We start from the raw sequence: 13,351 nt of genomic DNA, 5'->3' as shown, positions 1-13,351 counted from the left end.
CGGTCCTTTCCCCGGAGGCCCCGATGATCCGTGCCTGCTCCGTCTCCGAACTGCCCGAGGGCGAGGCCCTCCGCTTGGAGGGCCCTGTGCCCGTCTCGGTCTTCCACGCCGAGGGCGGGTATTACGCCCTCGACGACACCTGCACCCACCAGGACGCGTCGCTGGCCGACGGCTGGATCGAGGACTGCTTCGTCGAATGCCCGCTGCACGCGGCGCGGTTCGACCTGCGGACCGGTGTCCCGGCCTGCCTGCCCGCGAAGAACGCCGTGCGCACGTACCCGGTCGTCGTCGACGACGGGGTGATCTACGTGGACACCGAGGCGCGCCGGGAGGTGGCTTGAGAACCAGTGGCTTGAGAACCGTCGCCGTCGTCGGGACCTCCCTGGCGGGACTCCGTTCGGCGCAGGAGTTGCGCTCGCGGGGTTTCGACGGACGGCTGGTGATGATCGGCGTCGAACCGCCGTATGACCGGCCACCGCTGTCGAAGGACTTCTTGCTGGGCAAGGTTTCCGCCGAAGACCTCGCCCTCGACGAGCAAGACGACCTCGACGCCGAATGGCATCTCGGCGTCCGTGCCGAGGCGCTCGGTCGCGACGGCGTGACACTCGACGACGGCACCACGATCGCCGCGGACGGCTACGTCATCGCGACCGGCGCGGTGGCCAGAACCCTTGGAGCGGCAAGAAATCTGAAAGGCGTTCATACCTTGCGAACGCTCGAAGACGCCGTCGGCTTGAAACGGGATCTCGCGGCGGGGCCGTCTTCGTTGGTCGTCATCGGCGCGGGATTCATCGGTGCCGAGGTCGCGTCCGCTTGCCGTCTGCTCGGCCACGACGTCACCGTGATCGAGGCGATGCCCGTCCCGCTCGCTCCGGTCGTCGGCCCGGAAATGGGCACGGTATGCGGTGGATTGCACGCGGAAAGCGACGTCCGGCTGATCGCGGGCGTTCCCGTCGCCGGGTTCACCGGGGCCGATCGCGTCACCGGTGTGCGGCTCGCGGACGGCAGGCAGATCCCGGCCGATCTCGTCGTCACCGGAGTGGGCGCGCGACCGGTCACCGAATGGCTGACCGGCTCCGGGCTCGCCGTCGACGACGGGGTGCTGGTCGATTCCGGCTGTGTCACAGCGAATCCCCGAGTGATCGCGGTGGGTGACGTCGCGCGGTACCGCTGCCGTCTGCGCGGCAGGCGGATCCGCGCCGAACACTGGACGGCCGCCAACGAGCAGGCGGGCGTCGCGGTCGAGAACCTGCTCGCCGGCGCGACCGTCACGCATTTCGCACGACACGGTTACTTTTGGTCCGATCAGTACGGACACCGGATCCAGTTCGCCGGAGTGGCCACAGAAGACGTGCGGATCGTCGAAGGCGATGTCGCGGCGAAGCGTTTCGTCGCGACCTATCACCGCGAAGACGCGCTGACCGGCGTCTTCGCGATCGACTCCCCACGGCCCTTCACCAGGCTTCGGCGTTCCCTCTAGAGCACGAAGGCCCTACTCGGATGGAGCAATTTGCCCGTTTCGATGATCTTTCTGGTGGTCACATCGCCGGGTCGCGCGCTCGCGCGGGGAAACTAGTGCGAACATAGGTTTATGAAGGCACGTGTTCTGGTCGTCGACGACGACCCTGCTCTCGCGGAGATGCTCACCATCGTGCTGCGTGGGGAGGGGTTCGACACAGCCGTCGTGGCCGACGGCTCACGGGCGCTGCCCGCGCTTCGTGAGCTGAAACCGGACTTGGTCCTCCTCGACCTCATGCTGCCCGGGATGAACGGCATCGACGTCTGCAAGGCGATCCGGGCCGAGTCCGGCGTGCCGATCGTCATGCTCACCGCCAAGAGCGACACCGTGGACATCGTCCTCGGGCTCGAGTCGGGAGCCGACGACTATGTGGTCAAGCCCTTCAAACCGAAGGAACTCGTGGCCCGTGTCCGGGCCAGGATGCGCCGCACCGAGGCCGAGCCCGCCGAGTCGCTGACGATCGGCGACCTCGCGATCGACGTCCCCGGCCACGAGGTGACGCGGGAGGGCAAGGCCATCCCGCTGACCCCGCTGGAGTTCGACCTCCTGGTCGCGCTCGCGCGGAAGCCTCGGCAGGTGTTCACCCGCGAGGTGCTGCTCGAGCAGGTGTGGGGTTACCGCCACGCCGCCGACACCCGGCTGGTGAACGTGCACGTCCAGCGGCTGCGCTCGAAGGTCGAGAAGGACCCGGAACACCCCGAGGTGGTGTTGACCGTTCGCGGCGTCGGGTACAAGGCAGGCCCGCCGTGATCGCCCCATGAGAGGACGCTTGCCAAGGCTCGCCCAAACCACGATGCGCCACCTCCGGCGCATCGTGGTTTTCGTGCGCCGCAAAGTCGTCTCGTTCAACGAACTCTGGCGGCATTCGCTGCAATTCCGGGTCACGGTGTCGACGCTGGCGCTGTCTTCGGCCGTGGTGTTCGTGCTGGGCATGGTGCTGCAGAACCAGATCACCGAACGGCTGGTCGAGACCAAGCAGAACGCGGCGATCGCCCAGACCAGGGCGGTCGTCGAGACCGCGGCCAGTGAACTGGTCGGTGTCGGCACCGAAAGCTCGGACGCGCTGACCGCGCGGCTGAACAACGCGTTGAAGAAGATCTCCAGCACGACGACTTCGCAGGACGGCGCCGGATCGGCCGCGGGCACCTTCGAGCCGGTGCTGGTCGCGGGCGGCCGCGACCAGTCGAGCCGTCCGGTGGCCGCCGGTCCCTACGACAAGGTGCCCGTCCGGCTGCGCCAGTTCGTGGAGACCGAGCAGGTCAGCCACCTGATCCACACGGTCTCCGAACCGGACGGCGGCAAGACGACGTACCTGATCGTCGGCGCCCCGGTGTCCACGATGATCAACCCGCTCCAGCTCTATCTGCTGTACCCGCTCACCAGCGAGCAGAACACCGTCTCGACCGTGCAGAACACGCTGCTCGTCGGTGGTCTCGTGCTGCTGCTCCTGCTGGCCGGGATCACGAACCTGGTCACCCGGCAGGTGGTCCGGCCGGTCCGGCAGGCCGCCGCGGCGGCCGAACAGTTCGCGGGCGGAGACCTGGACCAGCGGCTCGCCGTGCTCGGTGAGGACGATCTGGCCAAACTCGCCGTGTCCTACAACGGGATGGCCGCGAGCATCCAGCGGCAGATCCGCCAACTGGAGGATTTCGGCGGCCTTCAGCGCAGGTTCACCTCCGACGTCTCACACGAACTGCGCACCCCGCTGACCACCGTCCGGATGGCCGCCGACGTGCTGCACGCGTCGCGCGAGCAGTTCCCGGCGGGTCTCGCCCGCTCCACCGAACTGCTGGTCGACGAACTCGACCGGTTCGAGGCCCTGCTCGGGGACCTGCTGGAGATCAGCAGGCTCGACGCGGGTGTCGAGGAGCTCTCGGCGGAGCTGATCGACGTCCGGCCCATCGCGACCAGGGCCGTCGAACAGGTCCGGGTGATCGCGGGCAACGCGGGCAGTTCGGTCGAGCTGGTGCTGCCGGACGAGGAGGCGGCGGCCGAGGTCGACGCGCGCCGCGTCGAGCGGATCCTGCGCAACCTGCTGGCCAACGCGGTAGACCACAGCGAGGGGAACCCGGTGGTGCTGACACTGGCGGTCAACGAGACCGCCGTCGCCATCACCGTGCGCGACCGCGGTGTCGGGCTCCACCCCGGCGAGGCGGAACTGGTGTTCAACCGGTTCTGGCGCGCCGACCCGTCCCGCAACCGCCGGACCGGCGGCACCGGGCTCGGCCTCGCGATCAGCCAGGAGGACGCCCGGCTGCACGGCGGCGTGCTCGACGCGTGGGGCGAGACCGGCCACGGCGCCTGTTTCCGGCTCGTGCTGCCGCGGCAACAGGACACTCCGATGGGGGAGAGCCCGCTGGTCCTGCCGCCGCCCGATCACAAGGCGACCGATACGCACGGGTCGTCCGGACTGCTCGAAGTCCGGCCTGCGCCCGACGCGATCCTCGCCGAGCCCGAGGAGGTCGGCCGATGAAACGGCTGTTGACCCTGCTTGCGGTGTTCCTGCTGGTCGCCGGCTGCGCGAACATCCCGCTCGAATCCCAGCCCATGGTCGTCCCCGGGGACAAACCCGCGCAGACCCCGGTGGACGTCCCCGAACCGGCGGCCGGGATCGACTCGCTGACCGTCACCCGCCAGTTCATCCGCAACTCCGCGACACCGGGCACCGGGAACGCCGACGCACGGGTCTACCTCGACGACGAAGCCCGGCGGAACTGGAAGCCGTCGCCAGGGCTGACGATCATCGACAACACCTTCGGCACCGTCTACGACACCTCGTCGCCGACGGCGAACCCGGACGAGCAGGTGGTGACCGTCCGCGGGTTCAAACTCGGCAACCTGAGCCCCGACAGCGCGTTCATCCCGTTGAAGGCCGAGTACTCGCAGCAGTTCAAGCTGCGGAAACAGCCGAACGGCCAGTGGCGGATTGTGGATCCGCCGCAGGAGCTCGCCGTCACTGACAAGGATTTCACGACCAACTACTTCCGGGTGCCGATCAGCTTCTACTCGCCCGACTCCGGCGCCTTCGTCCCCGACCTCCGGTACATCGCGGCGAAACCGCAGGCCGGGCTCCCGGGCCGGGTGATGGACCTGGTCCTCCAGGGGCCGTCGGAAGGGCTGAAGGGCGCGGTCAAGGACCTGCTCGGCGGCCAGGTGGCCACCGAGACCAACGTGCGAAGTACGGACGACGGGACGCTGGACATCGCCTTGACCGGGATCGGCGGCGCCAGCCTCGCGGACCGGAACCTGATCGCCGCGCAGATCGTCCTCTCGTTGCAGACGGTGACGCTGAGCCGGATCCGGCTGCTGGCCGACGGCACCGCGCTGGTCCCGGACCACGAATACTGGCGTGCGAACGAACTTCTCCCCTACAACACGGAGATCGTGCCCACTTCGGAGCTGCCGGGGCTGATGACCGTGAACGGGCGGGTCCGGTCGCTCGGCGACGGGGCACCGGTCGGCGGACCGGCGGGCAACGGTGGGTACAAGGTCATCAGCGGCGCGCAGTCCGTCGACGGCAAACGGCTCGCGGTGGTCGAAGAACGCGACGGCAGGCAGTGGCTCCGGGTCGGCGACCTCGGCCGCGACCTCGCTTCGGTGGATCTGTTTGGCGGCAGCCTGAGCCGCCCCACCTGGCGGCCGGTCGCCCGCGGCGGCGGGGTGTCGGGCGAGGTCTGGACGGTCGTCGACCACAACACCGTCGCCAGGGTCACGCTGGCCGCGGACGGGCGCTGGGTGAAGGCCGGTGTCGACGCGACCATGCTCACCGGCCTCGGCCAGGTCACCGAACTGCGCCTTTCCCGCGACGGGTCCAGGCTGGCCGCGGTGGTCAACGGGCAGCTGGTGGTCGCCTCGATCGTGCGGACGGCGGACTCGGTGGCGCTGCGGTCGCCGCGGAAGCTGCAGGAACGCGACCTCAAGGACGTCGTCGACGTCGACTGGGCGACCCAGGACCACCTGATCGCCGCGACGTCGTCGAGCACGCTGCCGGTGGTCAAGGTGCCGCTGGACGGGCAGCGGATGGACACCTTCAACAGCTCGAACCTGACCCCGCCGGTGCACGGCGTCACCGCCGCGCCGAGCAGACAGAACCTGGTCGCGGACGCGGGTGGGCTGTGGGTGGCGTCCGAGCTGGGCGAGGTCTGGCGGCCGCAGGCGCATACGGTCACCAACGCGGATCCGTTCTACCCGGGCTGAGGGGCTTGCGCGACTCCTGCGTGAAGGCCCCCTTCCCTCGGCTCCGGAGGGGAGCAAGGGACCTTTAGTATCGGCAGCTTTCCTAGCGGTGCTAGCAAACCATCTGCTGGAGAGGTCCGTGAAGGCCTCCTTCCCTACCTCGAGGGCAGGGTCCCGGCAAAGTCGCAGGGCTGCTGGTCAGCGCTGCTCTTGGTAATCCGGGCTTGATATCGCTAGTGCCCGCAAGGGTCGAGCGGGGAGGATTCCGGACGTTGAACGTCCGGAATCCTCCCCGCTCGGGGGGCTCCGCAACCGGTGTGCCCGCTGACGGTGAAGGAATGGGGACATTCAACGTCCCGATTCCTTCACCGTCAGCCTCACGCAGGCGGCGAATAGCCGACTGACCTGCAAGATCTCGACTTTGCCGGGACCCTACCTTGAGGGTAGGCAAGGAGGCCTTCACGGACCGAGGCTCAGCTGCGAAGGCGCGATGCGCCTGAAGGCACCTTCTTCTCCACTGGCATCCCGAGCGCGTCCCAGGAACCAGTGCCTTCTCCTCGACTGCTGTCCTGAAAGGTCCGCTTAAGACGAAAAGTGTCCTAAGCGGACCTTTCATGACACGACGGGCCCCGGAACTGTCGGAGCCCCGAACGACACTCACCCCATGTCCAAACTCCTGGATCTCCTCATCCCCGCCCGCTGCGCGTCCTGCGGGGCGCCCGGCGCCCCTTGCTGCGCGACCTGTCGGACCGTTTGGGGTTCGCTCAGCGAGATCACCCGCGCCCCGACGATCGGTCTCGTACCCGTCTACGCCTTGGCCCGCTACGCCGACGAAGCCCGCCGCCTGATCCTCGCCTACAAAGAACGCGGCCGCCGCGACCTCGCGCCGTCCTTGGGCGAAGCCCTCGCCGAAGCTCTGCCGCATCTGCCCGAACCGGAAGCGAGCCCGTGCCTCGTCCCGGTCCCGTCGAGACGGTCCGCCTCGCGTGTCCGAGGCGGACCCCATGTCCAGCGTATGGCCGAAGAGTGCGCGAAAGTGCTGGCGAGCAAAGGAAACCCGGCAACAGTGGCCCCGGCCCTCAAACTCGACGCCGGGGTCCGTGACGCCGCGAGGCTCACTCGCGCCGAGCGGGCGGTGAACCTCGACGGCCGCATCCGCCTGGTACCGGGAGTCTGGCCCGCGCGGGTCATTCTTCTTGACGACGTGATCACAACCGGAGCGACGGCCGCCGCTTGTACCCGTCTGTTGGACATAAGCGGAATTCACGTTTCCGCGGTGGTAGCACTGGCCGCCGCCGGGTGATCGAGAGGTCACCTACAAGAGTGATGAATGATCGGGAACGAGAATGGGTACAAGGGCGTTGACGGGATATGAGGCAGCTTCCGGGGAACACTCCAACGGCCCGCCACTCCACCGGGGTGGCGGCGGATTCCCTCGGCAGCGTCACCCTCGGCTTTTTCCTGTCCGAAGGCTTGCGCCGTCCGCGTGAAAACAAATCACCGGGACGACGCCCGGCAGGCCGGATTGTCCCGCTGCACACACCGCCGTCGTCGCGTGCGGTAACGAGGTCTCACGTCCTGATATCCCCCGGCTCGGGGGCTGTTGCTCGCGGCGTGTTACAGCTAACGTGCAGCGCTATCAGCAATCCCGGCAGGCAGGGAGGTGACCAGCCCATGTCCCTGGCGCCGGAGCCGCGCTGAGTCCGCGCTCGGACATCCGACACGAGACGTCGTGGCCGCATGCCGAGTTCCCTCATCGCCCGCGATCCGGGCTTCGTCCCCGCTTTACCGGCGCCTTAGTGAACACATCTACAGCTCGCAGTCATTTCAGCGAGGGAGGTCGTGTATGGACATCGTCGTTAAGGGCCGCAACGTGGAGGTGCCCGACCACTATCGGGCACTCGTCAGCGAAAAGCTGGCCCGGCTAGAGCGCTACGACAAGAAGGTCATCCGTTACGACGTGGAGCTCTTCCATGAGCCCAATCGCCGGCAGTCGAAGAACTGCCAGCGCGTCGAAATCACCGGGAAGGGCCGGGGCCCCGCCGTACGCGCCGAAGCGTGTGCAGGCGACTTCTACGCAGCGCTGGATTCCGCACTGAACAAGCTCGAGAACAGGTTGCGGAAGACACACGACCGCCGGCGCGTGCACTACGGCCGCAGCCGCCCGGAATCCGTCGCCGAGGCGACTTCGATGGCGGCCGCCGGTGGCATGACCACCGACACCCGACATCTGGCGGGTACCGCGCTGCTCGAAGCGCCCGAGGCCGAACCCATGGCCAACGGTTTCGCTGTCGAGAGCGGTGACGACTTCGAGATGCCCCAGCAGCAGCGCTGGGATGACGGGGTGACCGAACACCAGCCCGGTCGCGTCGTCCGCGAGAAGAAACACGACGCGGATCCCATGACGGTCGATCAGGCTCTCTACGAGATGGAACTGGTCGGTCACGACTTCTACCTGTTCAACGACTCCGACGCCGGATGCCCGAGCGTCGTCTACCGGAGGCGAGGCTTCGACTACGGCGTCATCCGGCTGAGTTAGCCGGAGGCCTCCGACACCCCTATCGCCTATGACGGCGGCCCGCACGTGATCGCGTGCGGGCCGCCGTCGTGTCCGGCCCCCCACATCCCGACGGACGGTGCGTGCGCGAACACCGAGGTGTTCCCTACGATGGGGTCGGACGGTGGTGCGTTACCAGGCGCCACCGCGTACGAGATTGCCCGGGACCGGCTCGGGTGCGATCACAATCAGCTAGTGAGGTCGACCGGATGGTGCTGAACCGCCTGCTCCGCGCGGGCGAGGGCAAAATGGTGAAGCGGCTACGTCACATCGCCGATCACATCAACACCCTCGAAGACGACGTCAAGGAACTTTCGGACACCGCGCTGCGGGCGAAGACCGACGAGTTCCGTAAACGGCACGCGGACGGCGAGTCCCTCGATGACCTCCTGCCGGAGGCGTTCGCGGTGGCGAGGGAGGCCGCTTGGCGCGTGCTCGGCCAGCGGCCCTACGACGTCCAGTTGATGGGCGGCGCCGCGCTGCACCTCGGCCAGGTCTCCGAAATGAAGACCGGTGAGGGCAAGACCCTGACCCAGGTGCTTCCCGCCTACCTGAACGGGCTCTCCGGCAAGGGCGTGCACGTCATCACGGTGAACGACTACCTCGCCAAACGTGACGCCGAATGGATGGGCCGGATCCACCGCTTCCTCGGCCTCGAGGTCGGCATCATCCTGGCCGACCAGACGCCCGAGGTTCGCCGCCGTCAGTACGCCGCCGACATCACGCACGGCACGAACAACGAGTTCGGCTTCGACTACCTCCGCGACAACATGGCGTGGAGCCTCGACGACTGCGTCCAGCGCGGCCACAACTTCGCCGTCGTCGACGAGGTGGACTCGATCCTCATCGACGAGGCGCGGACCCCGCTGATCATCTCGGGTCCGGCGGACCAGTCCTCGCGCTGGTATGTCGAGTTCGCGCGGATGACCCCGCTGATGAAGGCGGACATCCACTACGAGGTCGACATCCGCAAGCGCACCGTCGGTGTCACCGAGAAGGGTGTCGCCTTCGTCGAGGACCAGCTCGGCATCGAGAACCTCTACGAGGCCGCGAACACGCCGCTGGTCGGCTACCTGAACAACGCGCTGAAGGTCAAAGAGCTCTACAAGCGCGACAAGGACTACATCGTCCGCGACGGCGAAGTCCTCATCGTCGACGAGTTCACCGGCCGCATCCTGCACGGCCGCCGCTACAACGAGGGCATGCACCAGGCGATCGAGGCCAAGGAAGGCGTCGAGATCAAGGCCGAGAACCAGACGCTCGCCACGATCACGCTGCAGAACTACTTCCGGCTCTACGACAAGCTGTCGGGCATGACCGGTACCGCCGAGACCGAGGCGGCCGAGTTCCACCAGACCTACAAGCTGGGTGTGGTGCCGATCCCGACCAACAAGCCGATGGTCCGTGCCGACCAGGCCGACCTCATCTACAAGACCGAGCAGGCGAAGTTCGAGGCCGTCGCCGAGGACATCGCCGAGCGGCACGAAAAGGGCCAGCCGGTGCTGGTCGGCACCACGAGTGTCGAGAAGTCCGAGCACCTGTCGAAGTTGCTGCTCAAGCTGGGTGTCCCGCACGAGGTCCTCAACGCCAAGCACCATGACCGGGAGGCGCTGATCGTCGCCCGCGCGGGGCGCAAGGGCGCGGTCACGGTCGCCACCAACATGGCGGGCCGCGGTACCGACATCGTGCTCGGCGGCAACCCGGACATCATCGCCGACGAGGTGCTGCGCGACCGCGGCCTCGACCCGGTGGAGCACTCCGAGGAGTACGAGGCCGCTTGGCCGAAGGTGCTCGAAGAGATCCAGGCGGAGACCAAGGCCGAGGCCGACGAGGTCCGCGAGGCGGGCGGGCTGTACGTGCTCGGCACCGAGCGGCACGAGTCGCGCCGGATCGACAACCAGCTCCGCGGTCGTTCCGGTCGTCAGGGCGACCCGGGTGAGTCCCGGTTCTACCTGTCGCTCGGTGACGAGCTCATGCGCCGCTTCAACGCGACGATGGTCGAGCGGGTCATGACCACCATGCGGCTGCCGGACGACGTGCCGATCGAGCACAAGATGGTCTCCAAGGCGATCAAGAGCGCGCAGACGCAGGTCGAGCAGCAGAACATGGAGATCCGCAAGAACGTCCTCAAGTACGACGAGGTGATGAACGAGCAGCGCAAGGTGATCTACGCCGAGCGCCTGCGCGTCCTCGAGGGCGAGGATCTTCGCGAGCAGATCGAGCACATGCTGGTCGACGTCATCAACGCGTACGTCACCGAAGAGACCTCTTCGGGCTACGCCGAGGACTGGGACCACGAGAAGCTGTGGACGGCGCTCAAGACGCTGTACCCGGTCAAGGCCACCTGGGACGACCTCACCGCGGACGACGACCTCGACGCCGACGGGCTGCGCGAGGCGCTGCTCCAGGACGCCCACCGCGCGTACGACGAGCGCGAAGCCGAGATCGACGCCAAGGTCGGCGAAGGCGCGATGCGCAGCCTGGAACGTCAGGTGATGCTCACCGTGCTCGACCGCAAATGGCGTGAGCACCTCTACGAGATGGACTATCTCAAGGAGGGCATCGGCATGCGGGCACTGGCGCAGCGCGACCCGGTCATCGAGTACCAGCGCGAGGGCTATGACATGTTCCGCGCGATGCTGGAGTCGCTGAAGGAGGAGGCCGTCGGCTTCCTGTTCAACCTCCAGGTCGAGCAGGCCGAGCCCGCCGCGCCGTCGCCGGAGTCCGCGTCCGCGCTGCCCGCCGGTGTCGGCTCCGGGAACGGCCAGGCCGCCAACGGCGATGGACGGCACGCCCGTCCGACGCCTCCGCAGGGTCCGGCGACCGACACCGAATCCGTGCCGTCCGCCTTGCGGGGCAAGGGACTCGGCGGCGGTTCGCAGTCCGGGCTGACCCTGTCGGGTCCGTCCGAGGACGGCGGCGTCGAGTCGCATTCGGACGGTGGCGACAGCGACGGCGGCGACCAGAGCGGGACCCGCCGGGAGCGCCGCGCCGCGCAGCGCGCCGCCCAGAAGAAGGGCAAGAAGGGCCCGCGCCGCTAAAGACAGCTCGAAAGGGGCCCTCGCCGCACGCACGCGGTGAGGGCCCCTTCGTCATGCGGCGATCCGGAGCGCGGAAACGCGTCGCGGCGGCTTCAACAGGTTGAAACGGGTGCACACCCAGCCCGTCGATGTCCGCTCGAAGCGCGCGGCCAAGGCGAGGCAGCGATCGTTCTGTTCGACGGTCGCGCAGGCCTCGATGACGCCGTCGGCCGGATGACACAGGTGGATCGACTTCGGCCGGTAGCCACCCGGCGGGCGGCGACGGCCGCGGTCGAGGAGCGCGCTGTGGAGCGCCGGGTCGAGGATCGGCTGGACCTGGACCGCCGGACGCCGTCCGTCACAGGCTTCGAGGATGGTGGTCAGCAGCCTGCCCACCTGCCGCCCGTCCAGCGTGTCGGGTGCTTGCCGCGGCTGCGGTACCTCGGCGAACCGTTCGCCTGCCAGCGGCAGGTCCAGCATGAGCTGGTTGTCCGGCGGTGACACCCGGTGCATCAACCTGCTCGGGCGGCCCGCGAGCCGGTACGGCGGCTCATACGGTTGAAGCCGTCTCAAAACGTACGAAGTCATCAGGTCGTCCCCCTCCGCGGCCCCCTCGGCCACGCCCAGCAGTTAAGGGACCGGCGGTGGGCCGCACGGCGACAGGAACCGCCCGAGAGGATGAAACGGGCGGCAATCGCTTGTGGCCGCGCGCGGGTACGGTGGGCTGGTGCTGAAGGGGCTGGTCGTCGACTACGTCGGGGTGCTGACGGACGCGGGAGCGGACGAGCTGTACGCCTTCCTGCGGGCCGCCAGGTCACGCGGCATCAAGACGGCCTTGCTCTCGAACGCTCCCGGCGCGTCGGACGAGGCCAAGCGGTCACTGGACCCGTTCTTCGACGCGCTCGTCTTCTCCGGCGAGGTCGGTGTGGCCAAACCCGAACGCGAGGTCTACCTGCTGACCGCCGGGCTGCTCGACCTGCCCGCGGACCGGTGCGTGTTCGTCGACGACGCCGCGCACAACGTCCGCGCCGCGGTGGCGGCGGGGATGGCGGGAGTGCACCACACGTCGGTCGAGGAGACGCTGACCGAGCTCGGCGCCCTTTTCCCGGGGGGCTGAAGGGGACTTTCCCCGCGTCTCATGCAGGTACATGAAGGACCCCTTCATTGCGTCTAGTGTCCTGCGCCGGAGGTTCGTGCGTTCAGGGAACCTGAATCAAACCCAGCACGCGAGTGACGGCTTTGAGCACGTGAGTGCGGCGGACGGGGGGCCGCTAGCCCGTCGCGGCGCGGGCCCGGCGGACCAGCTCGAACGACAGCACGGCGGCGGCCGCCGACACGTTCAGCGACTCGACCTCGCCCGGCATCGGGATCGACACCCACTCCGTCACCAGTTCGCCGACCTCGGGGCCGACGCCGTTCGTCTCCCCGCCCAGCACGAACGCCGCGCGCTGCGGCAGTTCGACGTCGAACACCGAATCGCGGGCCGAAGCACCCAGCGCGTAGATCCCGTACCCGGCTTCGGTGAGCATTTCGGCGGCCTCGCGCGCGCTGCCGCACCGCAGCACCGGAGCGCGGAACGCGACTCCGGCCGAGGCCTTGACCACCATCGGATCGAGGGCGGCGACCCCGCGCCGCGGCACCACGACACCCTCCAGCCCGGCGGCGGTCGCCGTGCGCAGGATCATCCCGACGTTCGCCGGCGTGGTGATCCCGTCGAGCAGCAGCACCCGCGACGGCGGCCTGCCGTCGGACAGCGCCGCGTGCAGCGACCGCATGCGCGGCGCGACGACGTCGGCCAGCACACCCTGGTCCTGCTTGCCATTGCCTGCCAGCACCTTGACGCGATGCGCGCTCGCCCGCTGCACCTGGACCCCGGCGGCCTTGGCCGCGCGCTCGATCTCGGCGGCGTTCTGCCCGCGCACGGTGTCGGCGAGAATCACCTTGTCCACCTCGAGCGCCGCGTCGTCCAATGCCTCGAGCACCGGTTTCCGCCCGTACACCGTCAGGAACCGGTCCTTCGGCGAGATCGCCGACTCATCACCCACACCGGCGAGTGTCCCACTATGTAAGGATCGGCTC

11 protein-coding genes are annotated in these 13,351 nt (G+C 68.3%); 9 read left to right on the top strand and 2 right to left on the bottom strand.

Features of this window, described 5'->3' with window-relative positions:
- Nucleotides 1–23 precede the first annotated feature (23 nt).
- The 8 genes from ACLARN_RS06845 (at nt 24) to secA (ending at nt 11,293) form a co-directional block, all read left to right on the top strand.
- Nucleotides 24–341, top strand: a complete 318-nt coding sequence (locus tag ACLARN_RS06845) for a bifunctional 3-phenylpropionate/cinnamic acid dioxygenase ferredoxin subunit (protein ID WP_409490445.1) — start codon at nt 24–26, stop codon at nt 339–341.
- Between the two features lie 11 nt (nt 342–352).
- The gene (locus tag ACLARN_RS06840) at nt 353–1,480 is read left to right on the top strand and encodes an NAD(P)/FAD-dependent oxidoreductase (protein ID WP_409490718.1); all 1,128 of its coding nucleotides are present in this window, start codon (nt 353–355) and stop codon (nt 1,478–1,480) included.
- Between the two features lie 111 nt (nt 1,481–1,591).
- A complete protein-coding gene (mtrA, locus tag ACLARN_RS06835) occupies nt 1,592–2,269 on the top strand; it encodes an MtrAB system response regulator MtrA (protein ID WP_005150760.1) in 678 nt (225 codons plus the stop codon).
- 43 nt (nt 2,270–2,312) lie between these two features.
- On the top strand, nt 2,313–3,992 hold the full coding sequence (gene mtrB / locus ACLARN_RS06830; protein ID WP_409490444.1) for an MtrAB system histidine kinase MtrB: 1,680 nt from the start codon (nt 2,313–2,315) through the stop codon (nt 3,990–3,992).
- Entirely contained in the window at nt 3,989–5,716 is a 1,728-nt protein-coding gene (locus ACLARN_RS06825; RefSeq protein WP_409490443.1) for an LpqB family beta-propeller domain-containing protein, read from the top strand. The genes mtrB and ACLARN_RS06825 overlap by 4 nt, the downstream gene beginning before the upstream one ends.
- Before the next feature lie 643 nt (nt 5,717–6,359).
- Nucleotides 6,360–6,998, top strand: coding sequence for a ComF family protein (locus ACLARN_RS06820; protein ID WP_409490442.1), 639 nt, complete (start codon nt 6,360–6,362; stop codon nt 6,996–6,998).
- Nucleotides 6,999–7,541: 543 nt separating this feature from the next.
- Nucleotides 7,542–8,234, top strand: a complete 693-nt coding sequence (gene hpf, locus ACLARN_RS06815) for a ribosome hibernation-promoting factor, HPF/YfiA family (RefSeq protein ID WP_409490441.1) — start codon at nt 7,542–7,544, stop codon at nt 8,232–8,234.
- Between the two features lie 227 nt (nt 8,235–8,461).
- Complete coding sequence (secA, locus tag ACLARN_RS06810; RefSeq protein WP_409490440.1) at nt 8,462–11,293, top strand: preprotein translocase subunit SecA; 2,832 nt, start codon at nt 8,462–8,464, stop codon at nt 11,291–11,293.
- 51 nt (nt 11,294–11,344) lie between these two features.
- Here the strand turns inward: secA and ACLARN_RS06805 are convergent, their stop codons facing one another.
- The gene (locus ACLARN_RS06805) at nt 11,345–11,860 is read right to left on the bottom strand and encodes an Rv3235 family protein (protein WP_409490439.1); all 516 of its coding nucleotides are present in this window, start codon (nt 11,858–11,860) and stop codon (nt 11,345–11,347) included.
- Nucleotides 11,861–11,999: 139 nt separating this feature from the next.
- Between ACLARN_RS06805 and ACLARN_RS06800 the strand changes: the two genes are divergently transcribed.
- Nucleotides 12,000–12,389 carry an HAD family hydrolase gene (locus ACLARN_RS06800; RefSeq protein WP_409490438.1) on the top strand — a complete coding sequence of 130 codons (390 nt, stop codon included), beginning with the start codon at nt 12,000–12,002 and terminating at the stop codon, nt 12,387–12,389.
- A gap of 154 nt (nt 12,390–12,543) precedes the next feature.
- Here ACLARN_RS06800 and ACLARN_RS06795 read toward each other — a convergent pair whose 3' ends face one another.
- Complete coding sequence (locus ACLARN_RS06795) at nt 12,544–13,317, bottom strand: TrmH family RNA methyltransferase (protein ID WP_409490437.1); 774 nt, start codon at nt 13,315–13,317, stop codon at nt 12,544–12,546.
- Nucleotides 13,318–13,351: the final 34 nt, after the last annotated feature.

This window comes from Amycolatopsis sp. cmx-11-12 (assembly GCF_046269425.1).
In the GTDB taxonomy this organism is placed as follows: domain Bacteria; phylum Actinomycetota; class Actinomycetes; order Mycobacteriales; family Pseudonocardiaceae; genus Amycolatopsis.
The sequence above is the reverse complement of the archived record's forward strand: the minus strand, read 5'-3'. Positions and strand labels throughout refer to the sequence as shown.

What these genes read in the sequence shown, in the direction of transcription:
- ACLARN_RS06805 (WP_409490439.1), bottom strand. Translation starts at nt 11,860, where the DNA reads ATGACTTCGTACGTTTTGAGACGGCTTCAACCGTATGAGCCGCCGTAC.
- mtrB (WP_409490444.1), top strand. Translation starts at nt 2,313, where the DNA reads ATGCGCCACCTCCGGCGCATCGTGGTTTTCGTGCGCCGCAAAGTCGTC.
- ACLARN_RS06845 (WP_409490445.1), top strand. Translation starts at nt 24, where the DNA reads ATGATCCGTGCCTGCTCCGTCTCCGAACTGCCCGAGGGCGAGGCCCTC.
- secA (WP_409490440.1), top strand. Translation starts at nt 8,462, where the DNA reads ATGGTGCTGAACCGCCTGCTCCGCGCGGGCGAGGGCAAAATGGTGAAG.
- hpf (WP_409490441.1), top strand. Translation starts at nt 7,542, where the DNA reads ATGGACATCGTCGTTAAGGGCCGCAACGTGGAGGTGCCCGACCACTAT.
- ACLARN_RS06825 (WP_409490443.1), top strand. Translation starts at nt 3,989, where the DNA reads ATGAAACGGCTGTTGACCCTGCTTGCGGTGTTCCTGCTGGTCGCCGGC.
- mtrA (WP_005150760.1), top strand. Translation starts at nt 1,592, where the DNA reads ATGAAGGCACGTGTTCTGGTCGTCGACGACGACCCTGCTCTCGCGGAG.
- ACLARN_RS06820 (WP_409490442.1), top strand. Translation starts at nt 6,360, where the DNA reads ATGTCCAAACTCCTGGATCTCCTCATCCCCGCCCGCTGCGCGTCCTGC.